Origin of the sequence: Thiomonas sp. (assembly GCF_034007205.1) — a bacterium.
Lineage (GTDB): Bacteria > Pseudomonadota > Gammaproteobacteria > Burkholderiales > Burkholderiaceae_C > Thiomonas.
In genome coordinates this window covers 260,989-287,393 of sequence record NZ_JAVERI010000002.1, presented here as the reverse complement: position 1 = coordinate 287,393, position 26,405 = coordinate 260,989, and the positions used below count along the sequence as shown (strand labels likewise).

Below are 26,405 nucleotides of genomic sequence, written 5' to 3'. Positions count from 1 at the left end.
CTCGCCGGTCCATTTTTCACCGTTTTCTTGGGCAATAGTTCGACTATTGCCCGGCGAAATCGGCAAAAACTGTCCTCGCCGGGGCCGTTTTTCGCTATCGACGCCCCAAGTCCGACAGGCTCCTAGGCGCCCGTCCGCGACCTGCCGGCCGCCGATTCCTGCACTCAGGCGCCAGGAGAAACGGCCTTCGTGCGAACATATCCACATTGCTTCGCATGCCGCATCGATGATGCCGAAACCTTCGCCATTCCATCCCGCTACAGAACACCGCCGCCGCTGCCTGCGAACCGGCGCTGCGCTGGCGCTCGGGGCGCTGCTCCCCGCTGCCGCTCGGGCACAGAGCGCAGCCGCCTCAGCCCCGCCGCCTGCCGCGACCTTGGGCGACTGGAACGCCAGCGCAGTGCAGGCGCTGATCGAGCGCATCGTGCAGCGCAACGGCCTGCCGGAAGCGCTGGTGGCGCGGTTGATCGCACGGGCGCAATACAACCCGACGGTGGCCCGGCTCATCCTGCCGGGTCCGCCGGGCAAAAGGAACTGGAAGGTTTACCGCAGCCGCTTTCTCGACAGCCTGCGCATCGATGCGGGCAGCGATTTCATGCAGGAGTTCGGCGTGTGGTTCCAGCGGGCGCAGGAGCGCTATGGCGTGCCGCCGCACATCGTCGCGGGCATCCTCGGGGTGGAGACGATCTACGGTCGGAATATGGGCGACTTCCGCGTGGTCGATGCGCTATCCACTCTCGCGCTGCGTTACCCCGAGCAGGCGCCGCGCGACCGCAGCGCCTACTTCGGCGTGCAGCTCGGCGATTTTTTCCAGTGGTGCGCGCAGGATGCGCGCAACCCGCTGCAGGTGCGCGGCTCCTACGCCGGGGCCATCGGCATGCCGCAGTTCATGCCCGAGAGCATCCTGAAATACGCGGTGGACTTCGACCAAGGCGGCGGCATCGATCTGATCAACGACCCGGCCGACGCCATCGGCTCGGTGGCCAGCTATCTGGCGGCCAAGGGCTGGGTGCGAGGGCAGCCTGCGCACTTCCCGCTGCAGTTGCCACCCGATCTGCCGCAGGCCACGCTTGATACCCTGCTCGCGCCCGACATCACACCGACCTTCACCGCCGACCATCTCGTGGCGCTGGGGCTGCCGCTGCTGCCGCAGGCCCGCGCCCATGCGGGCAAGCTGGCCGTGGTGCAACTGCCCAATGCCGGTGCAGACCCCGATTATGTGCTGGGCACGGACAACTTCTACGTCATCACCCGCTACAACCAGTCGGCCTTCTATGCGCTGGCGGTGATCGAGCTGGGAGAAATCGTGGCCGCCGCCGCTGCCGCTCAATCCTGAGGTGTGGCGCTGAGCTGACGGATGCCGGCGAGCACGATGGCGCTGAGTTCGGCCACGTCCTGACCCAAGCGGCGCGCGGCGTTCAGGTCGCCCAGGTCGAGCGCGGCCTTGGCCTGGCGCGCGAGCTCGTGGATTTCGCTGTGCTGCTCTAACAGCAGGGCGTAGCGTGGGTCGCGGCCGTAATACAGGCGCCCCTGACCATTGAGCCAAAGACCGAGGTGGCACTGGTTTTCCGCAGCGACATCGAGCACATGATCGGGAAACGGCGCCTCGCCGCGCACCGCCTGCTGCAGCCGTTCGACACGGCGCAACTGCGCCACCTCGACTTCGCGCGGAAACTCGGTGGTGTGCAGGTCGGCCCTGGGCCGCACCCAGGTCTGCACCCAGGTGGCCACGGCGTCTGCGGGCAGCGGGCGGGCGATGGCGTAACCCTGCGCCAGGGTGCAGTTCATCGCCGCCAGCACCGAGAGATGCTCCAGCGTCTCGGCGCCTTCGCCGATGACCTCCAGCCCGAGCAGATTGGCCGCGGTGACCACGGCGGAGACGATGGCGAAGTCTTTGGGATCGTTGACCATGTCGCGCACGAAAGACTGGTCGATCTTGATCGACTGCGCGGGCAGTTGCTGCAGATAGGTGAGCGAGGCCGAACCGGTGCCGAAGTCGTCGAGCGCCACGCTCAGGCCGAGATCCTGGCAGGCCTGCAGCACCTGCCGCGCCTGCTCCAGATTGCGCAGCGGCGCCGATTCAGTCACTTCGAGCATCAGCGCGCTGGCGGGAAAGCCGGGATGATTGCGCAGTGCCTGATGCACATCGCCCAGAAACTCGGGCGCCAGCAGATGCTCGGCGCTGATGTTGACGGCGATGTGCAGCTCCAGGCCCTCGGCCTGCCACAGCGCGCCCTGGCCGAGCGCCTGGTCGAGCACGAAGCGGCCGATGGCGCGCGCCAGCCGCCCGTGATCGAGCACGCTGGAAAAATCGGCCGCCAGCATCTGCCCGCCCTGCTCGGTCTGCAGCCGCAGCAAGGCTTCGACGCCCACCACCGCGGGGCGCGCCGGGTCGCCGCCTATGGCGACGATGGGTTGATAGTTGAGCGACAGCCGCCCCTGCTGCAAGGCGGCTTCCACGCTTTCGAGCAGGCTTTTCTGCCGCTGTGCCTCGTGCTCAAAATCGGGTTTGAAGCGCAGGTAGCGATCGCGCCCGGCGGCCTTGGCTGCGTAGAGCGCCAGATCGGCGCGGCGCAGCAGGGTTTCGGCATCGCCGCCGTCCTGCGGGTAAAGCGCGCAGCCCAGGCTGACCGAAATCGACGCCTGCCGCCCCACGCCCAGATCGAAGGGCTGGCGCAATGCCGCGAGGATGCGCTGCGCCGCCGCCTCGGCTGCGGTCTCGCCGCCGAAATCCTCGGTCAGCAGCACGGCGAATTCATCGCCGCCCATGCGGGCCATGACCTCGCCTTCGCGCAGGATGGACTTCAGGCGCTGCGCGGTTTCGCGCAGCAGCGCGTCGCCCGCCGAATGGCCATAGGCGTCGTTGACCTGCTTGAAGCCGTCGAGATCGAGCAGCAGCAGGCCGAATTCGCCCTGGTGCGACCACGCCTTCTCCAGAGCAAGCTGAAGCCGCTCGCGCAGCAGGGTGCGGTTGCCCACGGCGGTGAGGGGATCGGTGATGGCCAGCGTGCGCAGCCATTGCTGCTGCGCCTGCGCCAGCGCCTGTTCGCGCACGATTCTCCCCATGGCATAGCGGTACAGCACGGTGAGCAGCAACAGCAGCAACCCCAGCCCCACCATCGGCGGCCAGACGGTACCCAGGTATTGCGTCCACAGCAGGCTGCTCGGCACCGAGACGGCGACGGCCAGATCGGGATAGGCCGGCAGGCGCTGCCAACTGCCGATGCGCATCGAGTCATCCGCCGCGACCCAGCCGTCGTAATGCGCACTGGAAGATGCCGGATGATCGGCCAGGGACTGGGCAAAGGCCCCCGTCTGCGGTCTGGAGAAGAAAGAGCCATCCGTCGGCGCCGGCCAGCGGGCGAGCACATAACCATCGCTGCGCGCGAGGATGGCGGCGATGCCGCTGTAGGGCAGCACGGTGTTGGCCAGGGTCTGCTGCAGAAAGGTCTGGGTGCTGACCGCGGCGACGACGTAGAACGGCGGATGGGTTTGCCCGGCAGGCATTTCGCGCAGCAGCGGAATCACCCACTTGCCCGTCATCGGCCCGACCAGCGGGCGGCCGATGACGAGCCCGTTTTCATGCGGCAGCGCGCGCAGCCGCGCCAAGGTCTGCATGACCGCGGGATCGTGCCGCAGATCGGGCAGTCTGTCCGAGCGCAGCGAGCTGCCGAGCAAGCGGCCGTCGGGCGACACGATGTTGATCGACAGCGAGCCCGGCAGCAGGGCCTGCCGGCGTTCGAGCAGGATCTGCAGGACTTCGGGGTGATGCAGCAGGTCGGCCTTGTCCTGGAGGTCGGCGCCGGTGGCTTCGAGCACCGACGAAAAGCCCTGGAAGTACGACTGGGTGGCGCTCACCAGAAAGCTGGAGCTGGTGTCGATCGAGCCATCGAGCATCTCCCGCTGATTCCGCCAGGAGGCGGCCGCATAGATCAGCGCCAGCACGATGAAGGTGATGAACAGCGTCCAGTAGGTGCGGCGTATCCAGCGCTGCAAGACGGGCGTCGGCGCCAGGTTGCGCTCGCCAGGCGCCGACAGCGGCAACTCGGCCTGCCGGTCCGTGCCGCAGGTCAAGGTATCGGGATCAGCGCCGTTGACGGTCGGCTCGAAAGTCATTCAGGGGACGGTTGCGGGATAGGCCAGCGCACAGGCCAACACAAGGCAAGGCGGCCGCCCTGCCGATGCGGGGCACTTTACGCTGCGCAGGCAATAGACCACAACGCCCCATTCCAGGAGGCCGCATTTGAACCGCGGATGGTGTGAAAAACTTCACAATTCCTGTTCCAGCGGCACCGGCGGCTGGCGCGCGTTGAGCGCCACATGAATCCCGGCGAAGATCAGCAGGGCCGCCCACAGGTGGTACCAGTGGATGGTTTCGTGCAGGAACAGCCAGCTCAGCAGCGCGGCGAACAAAGGCGCGAGGTTGCCGAAGTAAGCCGGAATCTGCGCGCCGACCTTGCCCACTGCGCTGCCCCAGCACCAATAGGCCAGCAGCGAAGGCAGCACCGCCACATAGGCCAGCGCCAGCCACACCGGGCCGCCCCAATGCGGAGTCTGGCCGGATGTCCAGCGCTCGGCCAGCATGAAGGGCAGGATGGCCAGCACGCCCCACATCATCTGCGCCGTCAGCGAAGTCATCGGCGCCAGACCGAGCGGCCGCTGCCGCAGTTCCCAGGTGTAGATCGCCCAGAGAAACACGGCCACCAGCATGAGAAGATCGCCCGGCGCGAAATGCAGCGTCGCCAGATGCGCCAGGTTGCCCTTGGCCACGACCAGCGCCACCCCGGCGATCGACAGCAGCGCGCCGATCCATTGCGCCCGCCCCACGGCCTGCCTGTGGAACGCGCCGCCGATCAGCAGAATGAACACCGGCGCGCTCGACGTGATGAGCGAGACGTTGAGCGGCGTGGTCGTTTCCAGCGCCACGTATTGCAGCGAGTTATAGCTGCCCACGCCCAGAATGCCCATGACGGCAAGCGACTTCCACCTGCGGCGCAACACATCACGATGGCGCCAGAGATCGGGCCCGACGATGAGCAGCGCCAGCAGCAGCGCGAACAACCAGCGGTAGAAACTGAGCGCCAGCGGCGGAATCTGCCCCACCATCAGCCGTCCCACCACCGCATTGCCGGCCCAGAACAAAGGGGGAAGAGTAAGCAGCAGCGCGGTTGCGGGATCGAGAAGCGGGGGATGTCGGGCGGGCATGCGCGCATTATTTCAGTGCGCCGGATCTTGCGTCGAACAATCGGAGTTTCCATTGTGGCAAGATGAGGTCTTCCAACCCCCGTTCTGCGAGTTTGCATCATGCGCCTGGCCATCGTCTCCGATATTCACGGCAACCTGCCCGCGCTCGACGCGGTGCTGGCCGACATCGCCCGCCGTGGGGCCGAACTCTCAAGAAAACGCCGGGCCGCCCCAAGTTTTCTTGACCCCCTCGGGGGGCCTGACGCGAATGCGGCAGGTCTGGGGGTACTCACCGTGAACTGCGGCGATCTGCTGAGCGGCCCGCTCTGGCCGCACGAGACCGCCGAGCGCCTGATGGCGCTGAACCTGCCGACGATTGCGGGCAATCACGAGCGGCAGTTGCTCGCCTGCTCCCAGGGCCCCGGCGGCGCCTCCGATCAATACGCCTTCGAGCACACCACGCAAACGCAGCGCGACTGGCTCGCCGCCCTGCCCGCACGCCTGGAGCCGCTGCCCGGCGTGCTGATGGTGCATGGACGGCCGGACAGCGATCTCGAATACCTGCTCGAAACCGTCGACGCGGCCGAACCCGCCGGGGTGCGCGCCGCCACGCCCGACGAAGTGCGCACGCGCTGTGCCGGGATCGATGCCGAGCTGCTGGTGTGCGGCCACAGCCACCACCCCGCCGTGATGCAGGTGCCGGGCGGCCCGCTGGTGGTCAACGCGGGCAGCGTCGGGCTGCAGGCCTATGACGACGACCACGGCGGCCTGCACTGGATCCGCAACGGCAGCCCGCACGCGCGCTACGCCCTGTGCGAACGCAGCGAGCGCGGACGCTGGCAGGTGGCGCTGATCGCCGTGGATTACGACTGGTCGGCCGCCGCGGCGCAAGCGCGGCGCAACGGTGCGGCCGACTGGGCCGGCTGGCTGGAAACCGGCTGGGCTGCAGCCGCTCAGTCGTAAACCTCGGCCTGTGCCAGCTTCGGCGCCGCTGCATCCTTCGCCGCCAGGCTCGGTTGACCGTCTGGCAGGTTCAGTCCAGCCAGCGGCCAGGCGATGGCCAGTTCAGGGTCGTTCCAGGCGATATTGCGGTCGTATTCCGGGTACCAGTATTCGGTGGTCTTGTAGAGAAAGTCCGCGGTTTCGCTCAGCACCACGAAGCCATGCCCGAATCCCGGCGGCACCCACAGCAGGCGCTGGTTTTCGGCGGAGAGTTCCACGCCCGCCCACTGCCTGAAGCGTGGCGAGCTGCGTCGCAGATCGACCGCCACGTCCCACACCTTGCCCGTCGCCGCCCGCACCAGCTTGCCCTGCGGCTTGACGAGTTGATAGTGCAGGCCGCGCAGCACGCCCTGGGCCGATCTGGAATGGTTGTCCTGCACGAATTCCACATCCACCCCGGTATCCAACGCGAAGGTCTTGCGGTTGTAGCTCTCGAAGAAGAAGCCGCGGGCGTCGCCGAACACCTTGGGCTCCAGGATGAGCACTTCGGGCAGCGCGGTGGGGATGACCTTCATGCGTTCTCCTCGGTCAGCAGACGCAGCAGGTACTGGCCGTAGCCGTTCTTTTTCATCGGCGCGGCCAATGCTTCGAGCCGGGCGGCGTCGATCCAGCCGTTGCGCCAGGCGATTTCTTCCGGGCAGGCCACCTTCAGCCCCTGACGTTTCTCGATGGTGGCGATGAACTGCCCCGCTTCGAGCAGGCTGTCGTGCGTGCCGGTGTCCAGCCAGGCGTAGCCGCGCCCCAGGGTCTGCACCTGCAACTGGCCCTGTTCCAGATAGACGCGGTTGACGTCGGTGATCTCCAGCTCGCCGCGCGGCGAGGGCTTGAGGTGGGCGGCGATGTCGCATACCTGCTGGTCGTAGAAGTACAGACCGGTGACGGCGTAGCTGCTTTTCGGCTGGGCGGGCTTTTCCTCGATGCTGATGGCGCGGCCCGTCGCGTCGAATTCGACCACGCCATAGCGTTCGGGGTCGTGCACGTGGTAGGCGTAGACCGTGGCACCCTCACGCTGGGCATGCGCTTGTTTCAGCGAGGCTTGCAGATCGTGGCCCCAGAACAGGTTGTCGCCCAGCACCAGACTGCTGGGCGCATCGCCGATGAAGTCGCGGCCGATGACGAAGGCCTGCGCCAGACCGTCGGGCGAGGGCTGCACGGCGTACTGGAGATTCAGACCCCACTGGCTGCCATCGCCCAGCAACTGAGCAAAGCGCGGGGTGTCCTGCGGGGTGGAGATGATGAGCACATCCTGAATGCCCGCGAGCATGAGCGCGGACAGCGGGTAATAGATCATCGGCTTGTCGTACACCGGCAGCAGTTGCTTGCTCACCGCCTGGGTGACGGGGTAGAGCCGGGTGCCGGAGCCGCCGGCGAGGATGAGGCCTTTGCGGGATGGGGTCATAGGGGAAGCTCGTCGATCAGGCGTTGCACCTGGGTTTGCCAGGGCGGCAGGTACAGGTCGAAGGTGGTTTGCAGTTTGCTGCAATCCAGCCGGGAGTTGGCCGGGCGCGGGGCGGGCAGCGGGTAATCGGCGGTGCCGATGGCCTGCACCGCGTTGGGAGCGCAGCGCAAGGTCATGCCGCGCGCCAAAGCCGCTGCGATGACGAATTGCGCATAGCCGTGCCAGGAGGTGCTGCCCTGCGCGGTGAGGTGATAGAGGCCGCTGGCGCGCTGGGCGAGTGCCGGGTCGGTGCGCAGGCGGTGCAGCAGCAGCGCGGTGGCGTCGGCGATCAACTCGGCGCTGGTGGGCGCACCGAACTGGTCGGCAATCACCCGCAGGCTGTCGCGCTCCGCGGCGAGCCTCAGCATGGTCTTGGCAAAGTTGCCGCCACGCGCGGCGTACACCCAGGAGGTACGCAGCATGAGATGGCGGCAGCCGCTGGCGGCAATCGCCCGTTCGCCGGCGAGCTTGGTTTGGCCGTAGACGCTTTGCGGATGGGGCGCGTCGCTCTCGGTGTAGGGCGCAGGCTTGGTGCCGTCGAACACGTAGTCGGTGGAGTAGTGCACCAGCCAGGCATCATGGGCGGCGGCATGGTCGGCCAGCACTTGCGGGGCGTCGGCGTTGATGCGCCGGGCGAGGTCGGGCTCGCTCTCGGCCTTGTCCACGGCGGTGTAGGCGGCGGCGTTGACGATGACATGGGGCTGTTCTCGCGCCAGCAAGGCACGCAGGCCGTCCAGATCGGTGAGATCGGCTTGCGCGCGGTTCATGTCCCGCACCTCGCCCAGCGGCAACAAGGCGCGGCGCAGTTCCCAGCCGACCTGGCCGTCGGCGCCCAGCAGCAGCAGGCGCGGCGTCGATCTGCCCCCCCCCTTTTTATCCATTGGTTACCGCCTGCAAAGGAACCGAACGATCAAACAGCGTTTCCGGTGCAATGTCCAGATTGTCTGGCCAGCAAACCGTATCAAAGCAAACATAAGCCCGCTTGAATTCCGCCAAGTCTTTCAATCGGGTAAAAACCCCTTTATCCAGATAAGGGGTCATATCGAAGAGACGATGATCGCCATTGTCAAACCACAGTTCCAAAGTAAAGTCGTCTCTAGGTAATACACGAGTGACACTTTCCATAGCCTCACCTCAACGCAATGGATCAATCGGGAAGGGTGTTTGTCCGTTCACCGCCAACTCCCAATCAGCCATCAAATCCTCATGGTGGATTTCGATCCACGCCTGAACCAGGCGCACCTTAGGCTGCGGCAGAGCACCACTCAACAGGCTGCCATCGAGAATCGAAAATGAAGCGTCCTGGCCTTGATACTTGGCATGGATGTACGGCAACTTGTGACGCTCATCGTCGAAAAAATAGAGATAGATAACAATCCCGTAGAACATGCTAATCGTTGGCATGGCCGCCTCCATACTGCTTGCCGACCCACTGGCGGTATTCGCCGCTGGTGACATGTGCCACCCAGTCGGGATGGTCGAGATACCACTGCACGGTGCGCGCAAGGCCCGTGGCGAAGGTTTCCTGCGGCGTCCAGCCGAGTTCGCGCGCGATCTTGCCCGCGTCGATGGCGTAGCGCCGGTCATGGCCGGGGCGGTCGGTGACGAAGCGGATCTGCGCCCGGTAGCTGCTGCCGTCGGTCTTGGGGCGCAGTTCGTCGAGCAGATCGCACAGGGTGTGCACCACATCGAGGTTCTTCACCTCATTATGGCCGCCGACGTTGTAGGTCTCGCCGACCCTGCCCGCTTCGAGCACGCGGGCGAGGGCGCGGCAATGATCCTCCACATACAGCCAGTCGCGCACGTTCTGGCCGTCGCCATAGACCGGCAGCGGCTTGCCGGCCAGGGCATTGTGGATCATCAGCGGGATGAGTTTCTCGGGGAACTGATAGGGGCCGTAGTTGTTGGAACAGTTGGTGGTGAGCACCGGCAGGCCGTAGGTGTGATGCCAGGCGCGCACCAGATGGTCGGAAGCAGCCTTGCTCGCGCTATAGGGGCTGTTGGGCGTGTAGGGCGTGATCTCGGTGAAGGCGGGGTCGGTGGGCGAGAGGCTGCCGTAGACCTCGTCGGTGGAGACATGCAGGAAGCGGAATGCGGCTTTTCCCGCCTCGGGTAGATCACTCCAATAGGCGCGGGCGGCTTCGAGCAGTTCAAAAGTGCCCTGCACATTGGTGCGGATGAAGTCGCCGGGGCCGTGGATGGAGCGGTCGACATGACTCTCGGCGGCGAAGTGCAGGATTGCGCGCGGGCGGTACTGGGTGAGCAGCGCGGCAACAGTGGGACGGTCGCAGATGTCGACCTGCGCGAACTGATAGCGCGCATCGTCCTGCACGGGGGCGAGGCTCTCCAGATTGCCCGCGTAAGTGAGGGCGTCGAGCACCAGCACGGGTTCTTCGCACTGGCCCAGCCAGTGGTGGACGAAATTGGCGCCGATGAAACCGGCGCCGCCAGTAATGAAGATCATGGTCGATGAAAAAAGAAGTGAAATAGCGCAAAAACGGAACAACGATGTCAGAGCATCGCTTATTGTCGCAGCGTGTCAATCCGACGCAGAAGATTGCGGCGGTTTGGCAAAGCGCACCTGATCCGGCGACGTAGCGCCCCCTGTCATGACAAAGGTCATGGCCTCTTCCATTGTCCAGTCGGTTGCGACCAGATCTTCCACGGGCACGATTTCGATATAGCCTGAGGTTGGATTGGGCGCAGTCGGCACGTAAACCGCCGCAAGCTGTCTGCCGCTGCCTTGCTCCTCGATGATGCGCGTCACCAGACCCACGGCCTTCATTTCCGACGACGGAAAGGCGATGAGCACCACCCGCTGGCCCTGCATCGGCGCGGTCTGCATGCTCTGGATGAAGCGCTTGGTGGCGCCGTAAATCGTCTGCACGACCGGCAGCCGCGCGAGCAGCGACTCAAAGGCGCTGATGATGCGCCGACCGATGACAATCGACGCCATCCATCCCGCGGCGTACAGCACCGCCAGCGTCAGCAGGGTAGCCAGCACGTAATGCAGCGCGGGATGCAGTTGCTGGTTCAACGCCCCGCCGAATACCGGGCGCAACAAGGCGTCGAGCAAGTTCACCAGAGGCGACCCGGCCTTGGCTAACAGGCCGAAAACGAAATCGAACACCAGCCAGGTCACCCATAGTGGCGCCACGGTCATGAGGCCAATGAGAATATATCGCAGCAGATGCGGCCTGGACTTGGGGTTTTCAGCCGACGGAGCAGAGGAAGGCGTTTGCATGAAGGACGTTGAGGGGAAAACGGACCGATTATCGTTTGCCGCCATCGGCACTTCGCCGACAACCCCTTTCAGCACTCCACAATGTTTACCGCCAGTCCGCCGCGGGCGGTTTCCTTGTACTGGGTCTGCATGTCGGCGCCGGTGTCGCGCATGGTCTTGATGACCTGATCGAGCGAGACGATGTGGCGGCCGTCGCCGGCGAGCGCCATGCGCGCGGCGTTGAGCGCCTGCACGGCAGCCACGGCGTTGCGCTCGATGCAGGGCACTTGCACCAGACCGCCGACGGGGTCGCAGGTCAGGCCGAGGTGGTGTTCCATGCCGATTTCCGCGGCGTTTTCCACCTGCTCGGGCGTGCCGCCGAGTACCGCGCAGAGCGCGCCGGCCGCCATGGAGCAGGCCACGCCAACCTCGCCCTGGCAGCCGACCTCGGCGCCGCTGATCGACGCATTCTCCTTGTAGAGCAGGCCGATGGCGCCGGCGGTGAGCAGAAAGTCGATGACGCCGGCACCGCTGGCCTGCGGCACGAAGCGGGTGTAGTAATGCAGCACGGCCGGGATGATGCCCGCCGCGCCATTGGTCGGGGCGGTGACCACGCGGCCGCCGGCGGCGTTTTCCTCGTTGACCGCCAAGGCGAACAGGTTGATCCAGTCGAGCAGTTGCAGCGGGTCGCAGCGCGCACCGGGCGGCAACTCAACGCCGCTGGCGGGCACGGGCAGCGCACCACCCAGACGCCGATACCAGTTGGCGGCGCGGCGGCGCACGTGCAGCCAGCCGGGCAATTCGCCCTCGGTGGCGCAGCCGCGCGCCACGCAGGCCTGCATCACCCGCCAGATGGCGAGCAGACCCGCATCGATCTCGGCGTCAGTGCGCCAATGGCGTTCGTTGAGGCGCATGAGGGTGGCAATGCCGCCGTGTTCGCGGGCCAAATCCAACAACTCGGCGCCGCTGTGAAACGGCAGCGGCAGCACCGTGGTGTCAGGCGCGATGGCCTGCTGGCGGCTGCCGTCGGACGCAAGTTGTTCGCTCTCAAGGAAACGCAGGGCCGCCCCAAGTTTCCTTGACCCCCACGGGGGGCGGGTCGGCGAGCCGACCCTGGGGGCGCTCACGACGAAGCCGCCGCCGACCGAGTAATACACCCGCTGCGCGAGCTCGGTGCCCTGCGCATCGAAGGCGGTGAAGCGCAGACCGTTGGCGTGCAGCGGCAGGGGTTGCAGGGCATAAAAGGTGATGTCGCGCGCAGGGTCGAAATCGAGCACCGGCCCGCCGGGCAGCGCCAGGCGGTGCTGCGCGCGCAACGCGGCGATTCTTTGCGGCACGGCGTCGACGTCGACCGTGTCGGGCGCCTCGCCCATGAGGCCGAGCATGACGGCGGTATCGCTGCCATGCCCCTTGCCGGTGGCGCCGAGCGAGCCATGCAGCGCGCAGATCACCCGCGCGGTGCGGTCGAGCGAGCCGGCCTGCCGCAGAAATTCGACGAACAGGGAAGCGGCCCGCATCGGCCCCACGGTGTGCGAACTGCTGGGGCCGATGCCGACCTTGAACAGATCGAACACCGAGACGGCCATGGCGTCGCTTTCAGCTCAGGCGTGTGCGGCGCAGGCCGCGGCGATATCCGCAGCGAACGCATCGACCGATTCCGGCGTGGTGTCCCAGGCGCACATCAGGCGGCAGCCGCCGTCGGCAATGAAGTCGTAGAAACGCCAGCCCTGGCCATGCAGGGTGTCGATGACGGCGCGGGGCAGATAGGCGAACACCGCATTGGCCTCGGGCGGGTGCATCACCCGCACGCCCGGGACGTCGTGAATGGCCGCGTACAGGCGTTGCGCCATGGCGTTGGCGTGGCGGGCGTGACGCAGCCAGTTGTCGTTTTCCAGCATGCCCAGCCAGGGCGCGCAGATGAAGCGCATTTTCGACGCGAGCTGCCCGGCCTGCTTCACCCGCCAGGCGAAATCGGCGGAGAGTTCGCGGTCGAAGAACACCACGGCCTCGCCCACGGGCAGGCCGTTCTTGGTGCCGCCGAAGCACAGCACGTCCACCCCGGCGCGCCAGGTGATGTCGCTCGGATGACAGCCCAGCGTGGCCACGGCGTTGGCGAAACGCGCCCCGTCCATGTGCAGCCTGAGGTGGTGGCGCTTGGCCATGGCGGCGATGGCGCGCACTTCCTCGACGCTGTAGACCGTGCCCAGCTCGGTGGCCTGGGTGATGGAGACGACCTTGGGCTTGGGCGCGTGGATGTCGCTGCGCTGGGTCACCAGCGTGTCGATGGCTTCGGGCGTGAGCTTGCCGCGCCGCGCCTGCGCGCCATCGGACTCGGTGATCAGCAGCTTGGAGCCGCCGGAGAAGAACTCCGGGCAGCCGCACTCATCGGTTTCGATGTGCGCCACCGGGGTACAGATCACCGCGTGATAGCTCTGACACAGGGCCGCCAGCGCCAGCGAGTTGGCCGCGGTGCCGTTGAAGACGAAATAGACATCGCAGTCGGTCTGGAACAACTCGCGCAGCCCGTCGGACACGCGCTGCGTCCAGCCGTCGTCGCCATAGGCGGGTTGATGGCCCGAGGCGTTGGCCTGCAGCAGCCAGTGCAGCGCTTCGGGGCAGATGCCAGCGTAGTTGTCGCTGGCGAAATGTTGTCGGGGTTCGGGGGAGGGCATGGTGCGGTGTTTCAGTCGGTGTAGTCGCCCACGGGCGGGCAGGCGCACTGCAGGTTGCGGTCGCCCCAGGCGTTGTCCACCCGGCCCACCGGCGGCCAGTACTTGTTCTTTTTCAGAGCAGGCAGGGGAAAGGCGGCCTGCTCGCGGCTGTAGGCATGCGGCCAGTGCGCACCGAGTACGCTGGATGCGGTGTGCGGCGCGGCCTTGAGCGGGTTGTCCTCACGCGGCCATTGCCCTTTTTCCACCAGCTCGATCTCGGTGCGGATGGCGATCATGGCATCGATGAAGCGGTCGAGCTCGGCGAGCGACTCGCTCTCGGTCGGCTCGACCATCAGCGTGCCGGGCACCGGAAAGCTCATGGTCGGCGCATGGAAACCGTAGTCCATCAGGCGCTTGGCCACATCTTCGTTGCTGATGCCGGTGGCGTCCTTGAGCGGGCGCAGGTCGAGAATGCACTCGTGCGCCACGCGGCCGTTCTCGCCGGTATAGAGCACCGGGTAATGGGTTTTGAGTCTCTCGGCGATGTAGTTGGCCGACAGAATGGCCACGCGGCTGGCCTGCGTCAGGCCGTCGGCGCCCATCATGCGCATATACATCCACGAAATCGGCAGCACGCTGGCATTGCCCAGCGGCGCAGCGCTGACTGCACCAACGGCGCCATCACGCTCCAGACCCGAAGAGCGATGCACCGGCAGGAACGGGGCGAGGTGGGCGCGCACGCCGATCGGCCCCACGCCCGGGCCGCCGCCGCCGTGCGGAATGCAGAAGGTCTTGTGCAGATTCAGGTGCGAAACGTCCGCGCCGAACTCGGGCGGGCTGGCCAGGCCGACCAGCGCGTTCATATTGGCACCATCGACATACACCTGCCCGCCGTGCCGGTGGACGATGTCGCAGATGGCGCGCACCCCGGTCTCGAACACGCCGTGCGTGCTCGGATAGGTGATCATGCACGCGGCGAGCTGGCCGGCATGCTGCTCGGCCTTGGCGCGCAGATCGGCCAGATCGACGTTGCCCTGGTCGTCACAGGCCACGACGACCACCCGCATACCCGCCATGTGCGCCGAAGCGGGGTTGGTACCGTGCGCCGAAGACGGAATGAGGCAGACATCGCGGTGCGCTTGCCCCCGGCTGGCGTGATAAGCGCGAATGACCAGCAGTCCGGCGTATTCGCCCTGCGATCCGGCGTTGGGCTGCAGGCACATCGCGTCGTAGCCCGTGGCGGCGCACAACCCTTGTTCGAGCTGTTGCGCGAGCCGGGCATAACCGCGCGTCTGCTCGGCCGGCGCGAAGGGATGGATGGCGCTGAATTCCGGCCAGGTGATCGGCACCATCTCGCTGGTGGCGTTGAGCTTCATGGTGCACGAGCCCAGCGGAATCATGGCGCGGTCGAGCGCGATGTCCTTGTCGGCCAGGCGGCGCAGGTAGCGCAGCATCTCGGTTTCGCTGCGATAGCGATGAAACACCGGATGGCTGAGATAGTCGCTGCTGCGCGCGAGTTGCTGCGGCCAGCGCGGCGCCACGCCTTTTTCCGCGGCGTTGAACAGCATTGCTGAGTCCGTCACGCCAAAGCAGGCCAGGATGTCGGCCAGATCGGCGCGGGTCACGGTTTCGTCCAGCGACACCGCGACATGCTGCGCGCCGATGCGGCGGAAGTTGATGCCCCGCGAGAGAGCGGCGGCATGCACGTCTGCGGTGCGCGCGCCGGTATGCACTGTGAGGGTGTCGAAAAATCCGGCATCGAGCACCGGCAGACCGGCCTGCTGCAGCCCCTGCGCCAGCAGCACGGTGTAGGCATGCACCCGCTGCGCGATGCGCCTGAGCCCCTCGGGGCCGTGATAGACCGCGTACATACTGGCCAGCACCGCAGGCAGCACCTGCGCGGTGCAGATATTGCTGGTGGCCTTTTCGCGGCGGATGTGCTGTTCGCGGGTCTGCAATGCCAGGCGGTAGGCGGGCTGCCCATGCGCGTCTTGACTCACGCCGACGAGGCGGCCGGGCAGCGAGCGCTTGAGCGCGTCGCGCACCGCCAGATAGCCCGCATGCGGACCACCGAAGCCCAGCGGCAGACCGAAACGCTGGGTCGTGCCGCAGGCGATGTCGGCGCCGAGCTCGCCCGGCGATTTCAGCAGGGTGAGCGCCAGCAGGTCGGCCGCCACCACCACGAGAACGCCTTTGGCCTTGAGCGCGGCGATGCGCTCGCGGTCGTCGCGCACCGCGCCGTCCACGCCGGGATATTGCAGCAGCACGCCGAAATACTCGCCTTCCAGCGCTTCGTCGGCCGCGCCGCAGACCACCTCGATGCCCAGCGGCGCGGCGCGGGTGTGCAGCACTTCGAGGGTTTGCGGCAACACATCATCGGCGACAAAAAAGCGCTGCGATTTGCTCTTGCTCGAACGCAGCGCCAGGGTCATGGCCTCGGCCGCGGCGGTGGCCTCGTCGAGCATGGAAGCGCCCGCCACGTCCATGCCGGTGAGATCGGCGACCATCGTCTGGAAGTTGAGCAGCGCTTCCAGCCGCCCCTGGCTGATCTCGGGCTGATACGGCGTGTAGGCGGTGTACCAGGCCGGATTTTCCAGCACGTTGCGCTGGATGACGCCCGGCATCAGCGCGTTGTAATAGCCTTGACCGATGTAGCTGCGCATCACCCGGTTGCCGCTGGCGATGCCGCGCAGCTCGGCAAGCGCCTGCGCTTCGTCGATAGCCGCAGGCAGCTCGAACGCCTGCCGGCGGCGGATGGAAGCGGGAATCACCGCCTGCATCAGGCTTTCCAGATCATTCGCGCCCAGCGCCGACAGCATCTGCTGCTGATCCGCGGCGTCAGGGCCGATGTGGCGGCGCTGGAAGGCCTGCGCGTCTTCGAGTTCGCGCAGCGCGGGTTGGGTGGACATCGACATGCGGTTCTCCGGGAGGGTGGGCGGCGCCTCGGTGTTCAGGCGTTCTTGAGCAGTTCGGCGTAGGCGGCTTCGTCCATCAGTCCGTCGAGCTGGCTCGGGTCGGACAGCCTGATGCGGAAGAACCAGCCACTGTCCTGCGGGTCGGAGTTGGCCAGCGACGGGTCGGCGCGCAGGGCCTCGTTGACCTCGGTCACCTCGCCCGAGACCGGGCTGAACACATCGGCCGCGGCCTTGACCGACTCGACCACGCCCACGGTGTCGTGCGCGGCGTAGGTCTTGCCCACTTCGGGCAGATCGACGAACACCACGTCGCCCAGCGCGTCCTGCGCATGGGGGGTGATGCCCACGGTGGCGACGCCATCGGCATCGACGCGAATCCATTCATGGTCGGGGGTGAATTTCAGGCTCATGGAACACTCCAAAGGTCGAAAAAGGAAAGTCGAATCAAACGCGGCAAGGCATCAAGACTTCATCCGCGCCAATAGCGGTGCGGCACGAACGGCATGGGTTGCAACTGCATCGGCACGGCACGGCCACGCACCTGGGCATAGAGTGTGCCTGAAGGCACGGCGAATTCGGCGGCGACATAGGCCATCGCCACAGGGCCTCCCGCGCTGGGCGCGAAGCTGCCGCTGGTCACCTTGCCGGCGTGACGCCCATCGGCGGCCCGCAGTTCCGTGCCCTCGCGCACCGGGGTGCGATCCAGACCGATGAGGCCGATGCGGCGCCGCGGCGCGAGAGCCGGGTTGTCGATCTGCGCCAGAATGACATCGGCGCCCGGAAATCCTCCGGCCCGCGCGCCGCCATTGCGCCGCACCTTCTGGATGGCCCAGGTCAGGCCCGCCTCGACCGGCGTGGTCGAGGCGTCGATGTCGTGGCCATAGAGGCAGAGCCCGGCTTCGAGGCGCAGGGTGTCGCGGGCGCCCAGACCGATGGGCTGCACCTCGGGCAGGGAAAGCAGGAGGCGAGCAAGCCGCTCGGCATCCGCTGCGGCTACCGAGATTTCCAGCCCGTCTTCGCCGGTGTAGCCGCTGCGCGTGGCAAAAACGCGAATCGCTCCACCCGCCCCACCTGCTCCACCCTCTACCGGCACGTCCAGCCACGCGCCGGTCATGAACACCAGATCGGCAGCCTGGGGAACCAGCCGGGCAAAGGTCTGCACCGCTTGCGGCCCTTGCAGCGCCAGCAAGGCGTGCTCGGGCATGGGCACGATGTCGCAGCGATCGGAAAGCGTCTGCAGCAAGGCTAGATCCTGCGCCTTGCAGGCCGCGTTGACGATGAGGAACAGCTCCTGCCCGGCTCCATCGGCGCGCTGCCGGGGAATCACCATCAGGTCGTCGAGAATGCCGCCCTGCTCATTGGTGAACAAGGCGTAGCGCTGCTTGCCCTCGGGCAACCCTTGAATATCCATGGGCACCCGCGTTTCCAGCGCCGCAGCGGCGCCGCTGCCCCGCAGCGCGACCTGGCCCATGTGGGAGATGTCGAACAGACCCGCGCTCTGGCGGGTGTGCAGGTGTTCGGCCAGAATGCCCTTCGGGTACTGCACCGGCATGGCATAGCCGGCGAACGGCACCATGCGCGCGCCGAGTTCCATGTGCAGGGGGTGCAGAGGAGTCGGGATCAGTTCGGAAGCTGCGGAGTGGGACACGTCGATCTCGCGGGGATGAGACGCCTGAAAGCGCCGATTCAGCCGCATCTGTTGCCATCTCGGCGCAAGACACGGCACTCAACCCCTCGCTGTCCCGGGTACCTGAGAGATTGATCCGGCGAACCCAGGTTGCCAGACTTGCCCCTTCGGTGAGCGCCTGAGTTTCAGCGCCACTCTCCAGTGAGGAACACCTTGCGGTGTGGTCAGTCCTTTTGCCTGAGCGGTACACCCGATATGGGCTTACGCCTTCGGCGGCTGCATGACAGCGCAGCGCTCTCCTGACGCGGCGCAGTGTATCGCATGCCAGGGTTATTTTTTCCGGCGCCCACCTCCCAGCCCCAGACTCTCGCGGTATTTCTGCCGCCTGGCCTGCTGCCGCTCGGCCATGTCGTTCATGGCCCGCTTTTTCGAGAGGCTGAACAGGGGGTCGATGACCTCCCACCAGATGAACGCCAGAGCCAGGGGCAGCAACACCCACCACCATGACCAAGCCGCCACCGGCGCTATGCCCATGAGTTTGAGGACGATGAAGATCAGACCGAGAACGACGAACGCCATGACATTGCATCCTTGAAAGCAAATAGCGACAAGATACAAAAGGAAACACCGATTTGCACGGCACATGTTGCGTGAAATCAATCTGAATTGACGCACTGGCGATTCTCGCCGACTTCATGCGCAGCACGTCAACCGAATTGATTAAGATGCGTTACTTGGCTGTATCTGTTTTGTTTGACCCTACTGGAGGACTGGAATGAAAAAAGCTGTTTTCGCTGCTGCTCTGGCCGCTGCCGCCACCCTGACCATGTCGTCGGCTTTCGCCGCTGAAGACATGCTGGCTCTGGCCAAATCGAAGAACTGCCTGGCTTGCCACGCAGTGGACAAGAAGCTGGTGGGCCCGTCCTACCAGGAAGTTGCCGCCAAGTACGCTGGCAAGCCGGGGGCGGTTGACACCCTGAGCAAGGCCATCCTGCACGGCGTGTCGGGCGTGTGGGGCCCGGTGCCCATGCCCGCCAACCCGCAAGTGACCCCCGCCCAGGCCAAGCAACTGGCCGAGTGGGTGCTGTCGCTGAAGAAGTAATTCACAGACAACACGCGATTTTGCGTTGATTTTGCTTTGAAAGCGCAGATCGGAAGGTCTGCGCCCGCAGCAAGCCGAGATGCCGTCTGGCCTCTCGGCTTTTTTATGGGCGCCGCCTCTGCTGACCATCCGAACATGAAAAAGCGCCCCGAAAGGCGCCTGGGTTCGACGGACCGCTGCCGCAGCAGGCAGTCTGCTCGTACCGCGTTTACTGCACGGCAACCACGCTCTTCTTGCCGTCCTTGTCGAACTCGGAGATGGTGATGGCCGCGTCAACCAGTTCACCCGTCTTGGTGAAGTGGATGTCCTTCTTGGTCACGCCGTTGTAGTCGATGTTCTGGATGAAGGGCAGATACTTCTTCGGATCGACCGACTTGGCTTTCATCATCGCATGGGCCAGCACCATGGTGCCGTCATACGAGTAGGGCGAGTAGAGCTGGAAGGCGTTGGCGCCGAACTCGGCGTCGTAGCGCTTTTTCCACGCTTCGCCGCCCGGCATCTTGCTCAGCGGCGAGCCGCCTTCGGCACAGATGGTGCCGGCAACGGCTTCACCCGCGAGCTTGCCCAGTTCCGGTGCGCAGATGCCATCGCCGCCCATCAGCGTGGCCTTGATGCCCAGTTGGCGCATCTGGCGAACCAGCGGGCCGGCCTGCGGATACATGCCACCGTAGAAAATGATGTCGGGCTGCGAGGCCTTGATCTTGGTCAGAATGGCGGAGAAATCGGTAGCCTTGTCGTTGGTGTACTCGCGGTCGACCAGCTTCAAGCCGTCTTTCTGCGCGGTCTTGGCGAACACATCGGCCACGCCCTGGCCGTAGGCGGTGCGGTCGTCGATCACCGCGATTTTCTTGGCATGCAACTTGGTCTTGGCGTAGTTGGCCAGACCTGCGCCCAGCGCATTGTCGTTGGCGATGATGCGGAAGAAGGTCTTGAAGCCTTGTTGCGAAATCTTGGGATCGGTGGACGAGGGGGTGATTTCGGGGATGCCCGCGTTGTTGTAGATGCGTGAAGCGGGGAAGGTGCAGCCGGAATTCAGGTGACCGACCACGCCGTTGACCTTTTCATCGACGAACTTCTGCGCCACGGTGGTGGCCTGCTTCGGGTCGGCCTGGTCGTCCTGGGCGTCGACCTTCCAGATGACCTTCTTGCCGCCGATGACGATGTTCTCGGCATTGAGCTCCTTGATGGCCATTTTCACGCCGTTGGCGTTGTCCTGGCCGAAGCTGGCTTGCGGGCCGGACATGGGGGATGCGCTGCCGATGGTGACGGTGACCGTATCTTCAGCGTAAGCGGTGCCGATCGCCAGGGATAGAACCAGCATCGGAGCGACGTATTTCAGTTTCATGAATGAGCCTCCAAAAGGAAAGTCGTGTGTCGTGTTGTGAAGTCAGGAACGATCTGACAGGGCGATACATTAACCGAGTTACAGATTTTTGAACAGATCGATCGCCCTCCCCAACACTAGCAAGCAATGTGCCTGATGGCCTGCGGGTTGACGGGCAAAGAGGCTTATTTGAGCGCCTCGGCCAGCGCGGCGCGCAAGGCAGGTTCGAGGGTGTCGAACAGTCTGGCCGCCAGTTGCGGCGCCAGCGCATGCAGCTCGGATTCGACCCGCTCCAGCACCTGCCGTTGCAGCTCGGGAGCGACGCGCAGCCAGAGCTCTTCCAGATCTGAGTGCCCCCAGGGTCGGCCAGCCTCCCCGCCCCCCGTGGGGGTCAAGGAAACTTGGGGCGGCCCGGCGTTTCCTTGTGAGCGCCCCCAGGGTCGGCTCGCCGACCCGCCCCCCGTGGGGGTCAAGGAAACTTGGGGCGGCCCGGCGTTTCCTTGAGAGACCGGCGTCTCCAGCAGGGGAATGCCCGCAGGCTGGGTGAGTTCGGGGCCGCGATAGACCGCCTGCGCATAGGCCGAGGGTTGAACCTCGAAAACCGGTTCGACGCGGTCTTGCTTCATCGCCGCGTCGGCAGGCTGCAGACGCTCGGTGAGCACGGGCAGGATGGCCGGGTTGGGTGGGACGGATTTCATGGGCGGGACGGAATGACGGTGGGCTCGAACCCGGCGGCGCGATAGGCCCGCAGACGCTCGCGGGCAGCAGGCTTGTCGGGTCCGTTTTCGCCGACGAGTTCGATCACCCGGTCCAGCGCTTCCCAGCCCGGCACCAGATCGGGGCCGAGGTTGACCAGGGCATCCACCCGTCCCGCATGGGGCAGATCGGGCTGAGGCGCCAGGATGACCGGCGTCTTGTCGGCGAGCGGGTCGTCCTGCCAGACATGCGGCACGAAGCTGCCCGGCTGAAAAGTCCACAACAGGCGATCGAGTTCCGCGAGCAAGGGCTCGGGCGCGGCCACCAGCACGCGCGCGCCGCGCTGTGTGGCCGTGCGCAGCAGCCCGCAGCAATAGCGCAGCGGATCGGGCAGGTTCACGCGAAACTCAACCGCACAGGACATGGGGTCACTCGACGACAGCTTGCCGGACAACACTCATTGCGCCTGCGACAGCAAATAGCGCACCAGCAGCGGCACGGGGCGGCCGGTGGCGCCCTTGTTGGCGCCGCTGTTCCACGCCGTGCCGGCGATGTCGAGGTGCGCCCAGCGGTAGTCCTTGGCGAAACGCCACAGAAAGCACGCCGCAGTGATGGCGCCAGCGGGTCTGCCGCCGATATTGGCCACGTCGGCGAAATTGCTCTTGAGCGCCTCGGCATAATCGGATTCCAGCGGCATGCGCCAGCAGGGATCGAGCGTGGCGCGCCCGGCCTGCAGCAGCGCCTCGGCCAGGGCGTCGTCCGCGGTGAACAGGCCGCTGTTGACCTTGCCCAGCGCAATCACGCAGGCTCCGGTGAGGGTGGCGATGTCCACCACCGACTGCGGCTTGTAGCGTGCCGCATAAGTCAGCGCGTCGCACAGGATGAGGCGGCCCTCGGCGTCGGTGTTGAGGATTTCGATGGTCTGGCCGGACAGGCTGGTGACCACGTCGCCGGGCTTGACCGCACCGCCGTCTGGCATGTTCTCGGTGGCGGCGATCAGGCCGATCACGTTGATCCTGGGCTTGATGCGCGCAATGGCCTCGAACGCGCCCAGCACCGAGGCCGCTCCGGACATGTCGAACTTCATTTCGTCCATCTCAGCGCCGGGCTTGAGCGAGATGCCGCCGGTGTCAAACGTCACGCCCTTGCCGACGAGCACGTGCGGCGCGTCCTTCTTGCCTGCGCCGCGATACTCCAACACGATGAACTGCGGCGGCTGCACCGAGCCCTGCGCCACGGCCAGAAACGACCCCATGCCGAGTTTTTCCATTTCCGCGCGCCCGAGCACCTTGCAGGTCAGATCGTGGGTCTTGGCCAATTTTTTCGCCGTTTCCGCAAGGTAGGCGGGCGTGCAGTAATTGGCCGGCAGATTGGCGAGTTCGCGCGTCAGGCGCACGCCGATGGCGACCGCCTCGGCCTGCTGCAGGGCGTTCTTGGCCGAAGGCGGCGCGGCATCGCCCCCCACGGCACAGAGGTGCAGGGCTGCGAGCTCAGGCGTATCGGTCTCCTCCACGCTGCGCGTGGTATCGTAGCGGTAAAACACCTCGGAAAACACCCCGGGCGTGAGTTCGGCCAGGGTGTCCAGTCCGTTGACTGCCAGCAGATGCGCCTGCTTGACCGGCAGGGTCTTGAGCATATTGGCCGCAGCCTGCAGCGATTTTTTCCAATCCCGCAGTTCGGGTTTGGCGGCCAGCCCGACCAGAAGCAGGCGTTGTGCTCCGACAGCCGCGGGACGATGCAACAGCACCACACTGCCGGGCTTGGCCTTGAAATCGCCGTCCACGGCCAGTTGTGCAATCAGATCGTCGAGGGCGTCCGCATCGGCCAGCCCGCTGACTTCCCTGCCCTCGGGCACGAAGACCACCAGGGCATCGGTTTTGATCTGAAGAGGCTTTTTGACGGCAGATATACTGAATTTCATGTTCAGGGTTCCTGAGTGAGTGCGTGGCGCATTATTCCATTGCGCTTCGTTTGATGCCCGCCGCGGCTCGCCGCCCTCATCGCTTCAGCCGCCCGCTTTTCCCCATGCTCCTCGACCTGACCCTGCGCCGTGAAATGAGCCGCAACTTCGGCGGCGCCCTCACGGTGTTGTTCACCGTGGTCGTCACTCTGATGCTCATTCGCATCCTGGGTCAGGCGTCCGATGGCCAGGCCAGCCCGCAGGATGTGTTTCTGCTGATCGGGCTGACCGCCCTGAGCTATCTGCAGATCGTCATCACCCTGTCGCTGTTTCTGGCGGTGCTGCTCACCTTCACCCGCATGTGGCTGGATTCGGAAATGACCATCTGGCGCACCACCGGAGTGGGAGGGCTGCAACTCATGGCGAGCGTGCTGCGCTTTTCCTGGCCCATACTCCTGCTGATCGCCGCGCTCACCCTGCTTGCCTGGCCCTGGGCCAACCAGCAGATGACCGAGCTGCGCACACGCTTCGAACAGCGCTCCGACATTTCGCGGGTGGCGCCGGGGCAGTTCCGCGAATCGGCCTCGGGCAAGCGGGTGTTCTTCATCGACAAGGGGGCGCAGGCCGACGGGGTGGCGCACGATGTATTCATCCGTGATGACACCTCGGGGCAGGTGGAGCTGATCACGGCGCGCTCTGGGCAGGTGCAGCGCATCGACGGTCAGCCCTTTCTGGTGCTGCGCAACGGCAACCGCTACGTGCACACGCCGGGGCAGTTGAACTACACCATCACCGCCTTCGATTCGCTCGACATGCGTCTGGACGCCACCTCGGGCCTGAGCAATATGGCAGACCGCAAGAGCGGACCGGTCAACTGGCTGACGCAGCCCAACCGCAATGTGCCGACCGAGTATCTGTTCAACCCCGCCCTTCCCAACTGGCTGGGCGAATTGTCCTGGCGGCTGGGCTTGCCGCTGTCTGCCGCCGTGCTGGTCTTGATGGCGTTGCCGCTGGCCTCGGGTTCGGTGCGTACCGGGCGTGCGGGCAGCCTCATCGGCGCCGTGCTGGTCTACCTGATCTACTTCAACCTGCTCAATGTGCTGCAAGGCTGGATCGCTCAAGGCCGGGTCGGGTTTGCGCAGGGCATGCTGCTGGTGCATGGCGGCGCGGCGCTGGTGCTGCTGGTTCTGCTGATGCGCGGCACGGGCTGGCTGCACCGCCTGCGTGCGGGACTCACACGGCGCGGAGCACCCGCCTGATGCGCACGGTACGCCGCTTTCTGCTGCTGCACGTGCTCAGCGCCGTGGGACTGGTGACGCTGGCCTTTCTCGCCCTGCTGTTTTTCATCGACATGCTCAACGACCTGAGCAATCTGGGCAAGCCGGGCTTCAGCCTGAGCGGCACCCTGCTGCATGTCGCACTCAGCATGCCCAGCCGCGCCTACGAGGTTCTGCCCATCGCCATCCTGGTGGGCGGCGTGTTCGCTCTGGCCTCTCTGTCCGCGAGCAGCGAGTTCACCATCCTGCGGGTTTCGGGCCTGAGTCCGCGCACGGCGCTGGGATTGCTGCTGCAATTGGCCGCGGTCCTGGTCATCACCCTGTTTTTGCTCGGCGAGTGGCTTGCCCCTGCAGCCGCGCAACTCTCGACGCGGCTGCAGACTGCAGCCGGCTCAGGTCTGGGCACGCAACTGAGTTCAGGCGTATGGCTGCGCAACGATTCGGACCGCAACGGCAATCAGACCGTCAACATCAAGGCCATCAACACACAGGGCGACCTCACCGAGGTCCACATCTATGTGCTCAATGCCCAGGCGCAGATCACTGCCGAACTGCATGCCGCCAGCGGCCGATACGAAGGCGATGGCGCCTGGCTGCTGCACGACGTCACTCGCACCGAGCTTCCGCTGCAGATCGGTGCGGCGCTGCAGGTGAGCCAGTTGCCGAGCTATCGCTGGCAGACCTCGCTCTCGCCGAGTGTGCTGGGTGTGCTGCTGCTGCCTCCCGACAAGATGTCGGCCCTCGACCTGTGGCGCTACATCCAGCATTTGCGCGCCAATCATCAGGCGGCAGAACGCTATGAAATCCAGCTCTGGAAAAAACTGTTCTATCCCTTTAGCGCCGTGGTGATGCTGCTGCTCGCGCTGCCCTTTGCCTATCTGCATACCCGCTCCAAAGGCATCAGCGGCAAGGTACTGGCGGGTATCGTGCTGGGCATCGCCTTCATTCTGCTCAACACCCTGTTTTCCAGCCTGGGCCTGCTGGGCACCTGGCCGCCCGCCATCACCGCGGCCTTGCCCATGCTGTTGTTCGGCGGGCTGGGGCTGATCGTGTTTGCCTGGCAGGTCCGGTTCCGATGATCTGCTCCTGGCGTTTTGTCGGCCTGCCGTCGCCATGAACCTGCACCAGTTTCGCTTTCTGCAGGAAGCCGTGCGCCACAAGCTCAACCTCACCGAGGCGGCGCGGGCGCTGCATACCTCGCAGCCCGGCGTGTCCAAGGCGATCATCGAACTCGAGAGCGAGCTGGGGGTGGAGATTTTCAGCCGCCACGGCAAGCGCATCCGCAAGCTCACCGAGCCTGGGGTCGAGGTGCTGCGCAGCGTCGACATCATCCTGCGCGAAGTCGCCAACCTCAAGCGCATCGCGCAGAACTACGCCGCGCGCGACGCCGGCCAGCTCACGGTAGCGGCCACCCACACGCAGGCACGCTACAAGCTGCCGTGGGTGATCGCCGAATTCCGCCGCCGCATGCCCGCGGTACAGGTGCAATTGCTGCAAGGCACGCCCGAGCAGATCGCGCGCGCCGTGCGCGAAGAGCGCGCCGACCTGGGCCTGGCCAGCGAGTCGCTGCAGGATGCATCCGATCTGCTCACCCTGCCCTGCTACAACTGGCAGCATCTGGCGGTCGTGCCTCAGGGCCATCCACTCGCCGAGCGCAGCGAGCTGACGCTGGCCGATCTGGCCGCGCATCCGCTGGTGACCTACGAGCCCGCATTCGCCGGGCGTCGGCAGATCGATGCCGCCTTCGCCCATGCCGGACTGAAGCCGCAGATCGTGCTCGAGGCGCTCGATTCCGACGTGCTCAAGACCTATGTCGAACTCGGACTCGGCGTCGGCCTGATCGCCGAAATGGCCTTCTCCCCCGAGCGCGACTCGGCGCTGCGCGCTGTGCCTGCCGGCCATCTGTTCGGCCAGCAGCTCACGCGCGTGGCGTTCAAGCGCGGGATGCTGCAGCGCAGCTTCGTCTTTCTGTTCACCGAGCTGATTTCGCCGCGGCTGCCGCGCAAGCTGGTGGAACAGACCCTGCGCGGCGAGCTCGATCAGCAGGAACCGTTTTCGATCTGAGC

The 26,405-nt window shown here is 65.7% G+C and carries 25 protein-coding genes and 2 riboswitches; of the genes, 6 read left to right on the top strand and 19 right to left on the bottom strand.

Annotation, left to right across the window (positions count from 1 at the left end; translation table 11 throughout):
- Positions 1-226: 226 nt before the first annotated feature.
- Positions 227-1,336 (top strand): lytic murein transglycosylase B, encoded by a 1,110-nt coding sequence (mltB, locus tag RBR52_RS03065; protein WP_320375697.1) that lies wholly within the window; start codon positions 227-229, stop codon positions 1,334-1,336.
- On the opposite strand, the gene RBR52_RS03060 is transcribed toward mltB, so the two are convergent.
- Entirely contained in the window at positions 1,327-4,116 is a 2,790-nt protein-coding gene (locus tag RBR52_RS03060) for an EAL domain-containing protein (protein WP_320375696.1), read from the bottom strand. The two genes, mltB and RBR52_RS03060, sit on opposite strands and share 10 nt — an antisense overlap.
- Before the next feature lie 153 nt (positions 4,117-4,269).
- On the bottom strand, positions 4,270-5,205 hold the full coding sequence (locus RBR52_RS03055; protein ID WP_320375695.1) for a DMT family transporter: 936 nt from the start codon (positions 5,203-5,205) through the stop codon (positions 4,270-4,272).
- 99 nt (positions 5,206-5,304) lie between these two features.
- Between RBR52_RS03055 and RBR52_RS03050 the strand changes: the two genes are divergently transcribed.
- The gene (locus RBR52_RS03050) at positions 5,305-6,147 is read left to right on the top strand and encodes a metallophosphoesterase family protein (protein ID WP_320375694.1); all 843 of its coding nucleotides are present in this window, start codon (positions 5,305-5,307) and stop codon (positions 6,145-6,147) included.
- Here RBR52_RS03050 and rfbC read toward each other — a convergent pair.
- From rfbC to RBR52_RS02985, 13 genes are all read right to left on the bottom strand, one after another.
- Entirely contained in the window at positions 6,138-6,701 is a 564-nt protein-coding gene (gene rfbC / locus RBR52_RS03045; protein ID WP_320375693.1) for a dTDP-4-dehydrorhamnose 3,5-epimerase, read from the bottom strand. The genes RBR52_RS03050 and rfbC overlap by 10 nt on opposite strands.
- Positions 6,698-7,585, bottom strand: a complete 888-nt coding sequence (rfbA, locus tag RBR52_RS03040; protein ID WP_320375692.1) for a glucose-1-phosphate thymidylyltransferase RfbA — start codon at positions 7,583-7,585, stop codon at positions 6,698-6,700. The genes rfbC and rfbA overlap by 4 nt, the downstream gene beginning before the upstream one ends.
- Positions 7,582-8,505, bottom strand: coding sequence for a dTDP-4-dehydrorhamnose reductase (gene rfbD, locus RBR52_RS03035; protein WP_320375691.1), 924 nt, complete (start codon positions 8,503-8,505; stop codon positions 7,582-7,584). Before rfbD ends, rfbA begins: the two co-directional genes overlap by 4 nt.
- Positions 8,498-8,749: a DUF2442 domain-containing protein gene (locus tag RBR52_RS03030; protein ID WP_320375690.1), complete on the bottom strand. Its 252-nt coding sequence runs from the start codon at positions 8,747-8,749 to the stop codon at positions 8,498-8,500. The genes rfbD and RBR52_RS03030 overlap by 8 nt, the downstream gene beginning before the upstream one ends.
- Before the next feature lie 9 nt (positions 8,750-8,758).
- On the bottom strand, positions 8,759-9,028 hold the full coding sequence (locus RBR52_RS03025; RefSeq protein WP_320375689.1) for a DUF4160 domain-containing protein: 270 nt from the start codon (positions 9,026-9,028) through the stop codon (positions 8,759-8,761).
- Entirely contained in the window at positions 9,015-10,088 is a 1,074-nt protein-coding gene (gene rfbB, locus RBR52_RS03020) for a dTDP-glucose 4,6-dehydratase (protein WP_320375688.1), read from the bottom strand. Before rfbB ends, RBR52_RS03025 begins: the two co-directional genes overlap by 14 nt.
- 75 nt (positions 10,089-10,163) lie before the next feature.
- Positions 10,164-10,787 (bottom strand): DUF502 domain-containing protein, encoded by a 624-nt coding sequence (locus RBR52_RS03015; RefSeq protein WP_320375686.1) that lies wholly within the window; start codon positions 10,785-10,787, stop codon positions 10,164-10,166.
- 149 nt (positions 10,788-10,936) lie between these two features.
- A complete protein-coding gene (locus RBR52_RS03010; RefSeq protein WP_320375685.1) occupies positions 10,937-12,433 on the bottom strand; it encodes an L-serine ammonia-lyase in 1,497 nt (498 codons plus the stop codon).
- Positions 12,434-12,448: 15 nt separating this feature from the next.
- Positions 12,449-13,519, bottom strand: a complete 1,071-nt coding sequence (locus RBR52_RS03005) for a low specificity L-threonine aldolase (RefSeq protein ID WP_320375684.1) — start codon at positions 13,517-13,519, stop codon at positions 12,449-12,451.
- An 11-nt stretch (positions 13,520-13,530) separates the two neighbouring features.
- Positions 13,531-16,413, bottom strand: a complete 2,883-nt coding sequence (gene gcvP, locus RBR52_RS03000; RefSeq protein WP_320375683.1) for an aminomethyl-transferring glycine dehydrogenase — start codon at positions 16,411-16,413, stop codon at positions 13,531-13,533.
- A gap of 35 nt (positions 16,414-16,448) precedes the next feature.
- Positions 16,449-16,823, bottom strand: coding sequence for a glycine cleavage system protein GcvH (gene gcvH / locus RBR52_RS02995; protein WP_320375682.1), 375 nt, complete (start codon positions 16,821-16,823; stop codon positions 16,449-16,451).
- Positions 16,824-16,882: 59 nt separating this feature from the next.
- A complete protein-coding gene (gene gcvT / locus RBR52_RS02990; RefSeq protein WP_320375681.1) occupies positions 16,883-18,061 on the bottom strand; it encodes a glycine cleavage system aminomethyltransferase GcvT in 1,179 nt (392 codons plus the stop codon).
- A gap of 79 nt (positions 18,062-18,140) precedes the next feature.
- A riboswitch (glycine riboswitch) is annotated at positions 18,141-18,252 on the bottom strand.
- Between the two features lie 11 nt (positions 18,253-18,263).
- Positions 18,264-18,344: riboswitch (glycine riboswitch) on the bottom strand.
- Positions 18,345-18,370: 26 nt separating this feature from the next.
- Entirely contained in the window at positions 18,371-18,619 is a 249-nt protein-coding gene (locus tag RBR52_RS02985) for a TIGR04438 family Trp-rich protein (protein ID WP_320375680.1), read from the bottom strand.
- 196 nt (positions 18,620-18,815) lie between these two features.
- Between RBR52_RS02985 and RBR52_RS02980 the strand changes: the two genes are divergently transcribed.
- Positions 18,816-19,142 carry a c-type cytochrome gene (locus RBR52_RS02980; protein WP_320375679.1) on the top strand — a complete coding sequence of 109 codons (327 nt, stop codon included), beginning with the start codon at positions 18,816-18,818 and terminating at the stop codon, positions 19,140-19,142.
- A gap of 208 nt (positions 19,143-19,350) precedes the next feature.
- On the opposite strand, the gene RBR52_RS02975 is transcribed toward RBR52_RS02980, so the two are convergent.
- From RBR52_RS02975 to RBR52_RS02960, 4 genes are all read right to left on the bottom strand, one after another.
- Entirely contained in the window at positions 19,351-20,487 is a 1,137-nt protein-coding gene (locus RBR52_RS02975) for a branched-chain amino acid ABC transporter substrate-binding protein (RefSeq protein WP_320375678.1), read from the bottom strand.
- A 164-nt stretch (positions 20,488-20,651) separates the two neighbouring features.
- On the bottom strand, positions 20,652-21,164 hold the full coding sequence (locus RBR52_RS02970) for a hypothetical protein (protein WP_320375677.1): 513 nt from the start codon (positions 21,162-21,164) through the stop codon (positions 20,652-20,654).
- Positions 21,161-21,586: a DNA polymerase III subunit chi gene (locus RBR52_RS02965; protein WP_320375676.1), complete on the bottom strand. Its 426-nt coding sequence runs from the start codon at positions 21,584-21,586 to the stop codon at positions 21,161-21,163. Before RBR52_RS02965 ends, RBR52_RS02970 begins: the two co-directional genes overlap by 4 nt.
- Before the next feature lie 33 nt (positions 21,587-21,619).
- Positions 21,620-23,083 (bottom strand): leucyl aminopeptidase, encoded by a 1,464-nt coding sequence (locus RBR52_RS02960; RefSeq protein WP_320375675.1) that lies wholly within the window; start codon positions 23,081-23,083, stop codon positions 21,620-21,622.
- A gap of 104 nt (positions 23,084-23,187) precedes the next feature.
- Here RBR52_RS02960 and lptF point away from each other — a divergent pair, with 104 nt between their 5' ends.
- From lptF to RBR52_RS02945, 3 genes are read left to right on the top strand one after another with little or no spacing between them, the layout of a single operon-like run.
- Complete coding sequence (lptF, locus tag RBR52_RS02955) at positions 23,188-24,321, top strand: LPS export ABC transporter permease LptF (RefSeq protein WP_320375674.1); 1,134 nt, start codon at positions 23,188-23,190, stop codon at positions 24,319-24,321.
- Positions 24,321-25,418, top strand: coding sequence for an LPS export ABC transporter permease LptG (gene lptG / locus RBR52_RS02950; RefSeq protein WP_320375673.1), 1,098 nt, complete (start codon positions 24,321-24,323; stop codon positions 25,416-25,418). The genes lptF and lptG overlap by 1 nt, the downstream gene beginning before the upstream one ends.
- A gap of 34 nt (positions 25,419-25,452) precedes the next feature.
- Positions 25,453-26,403, top strand: coding sequence for a CysB family HTH-type transcriptional regulator (locus tag RBR52_RS02945; RefSeq protein ID WP_320375672.1), 951 nt, complete (start codon positions 25,453-25,455; stop codon positions 26,401-26,403).
- The last annotated feature ends 2 nt before the right edge of the window (positions 26,404-26,405 follow it).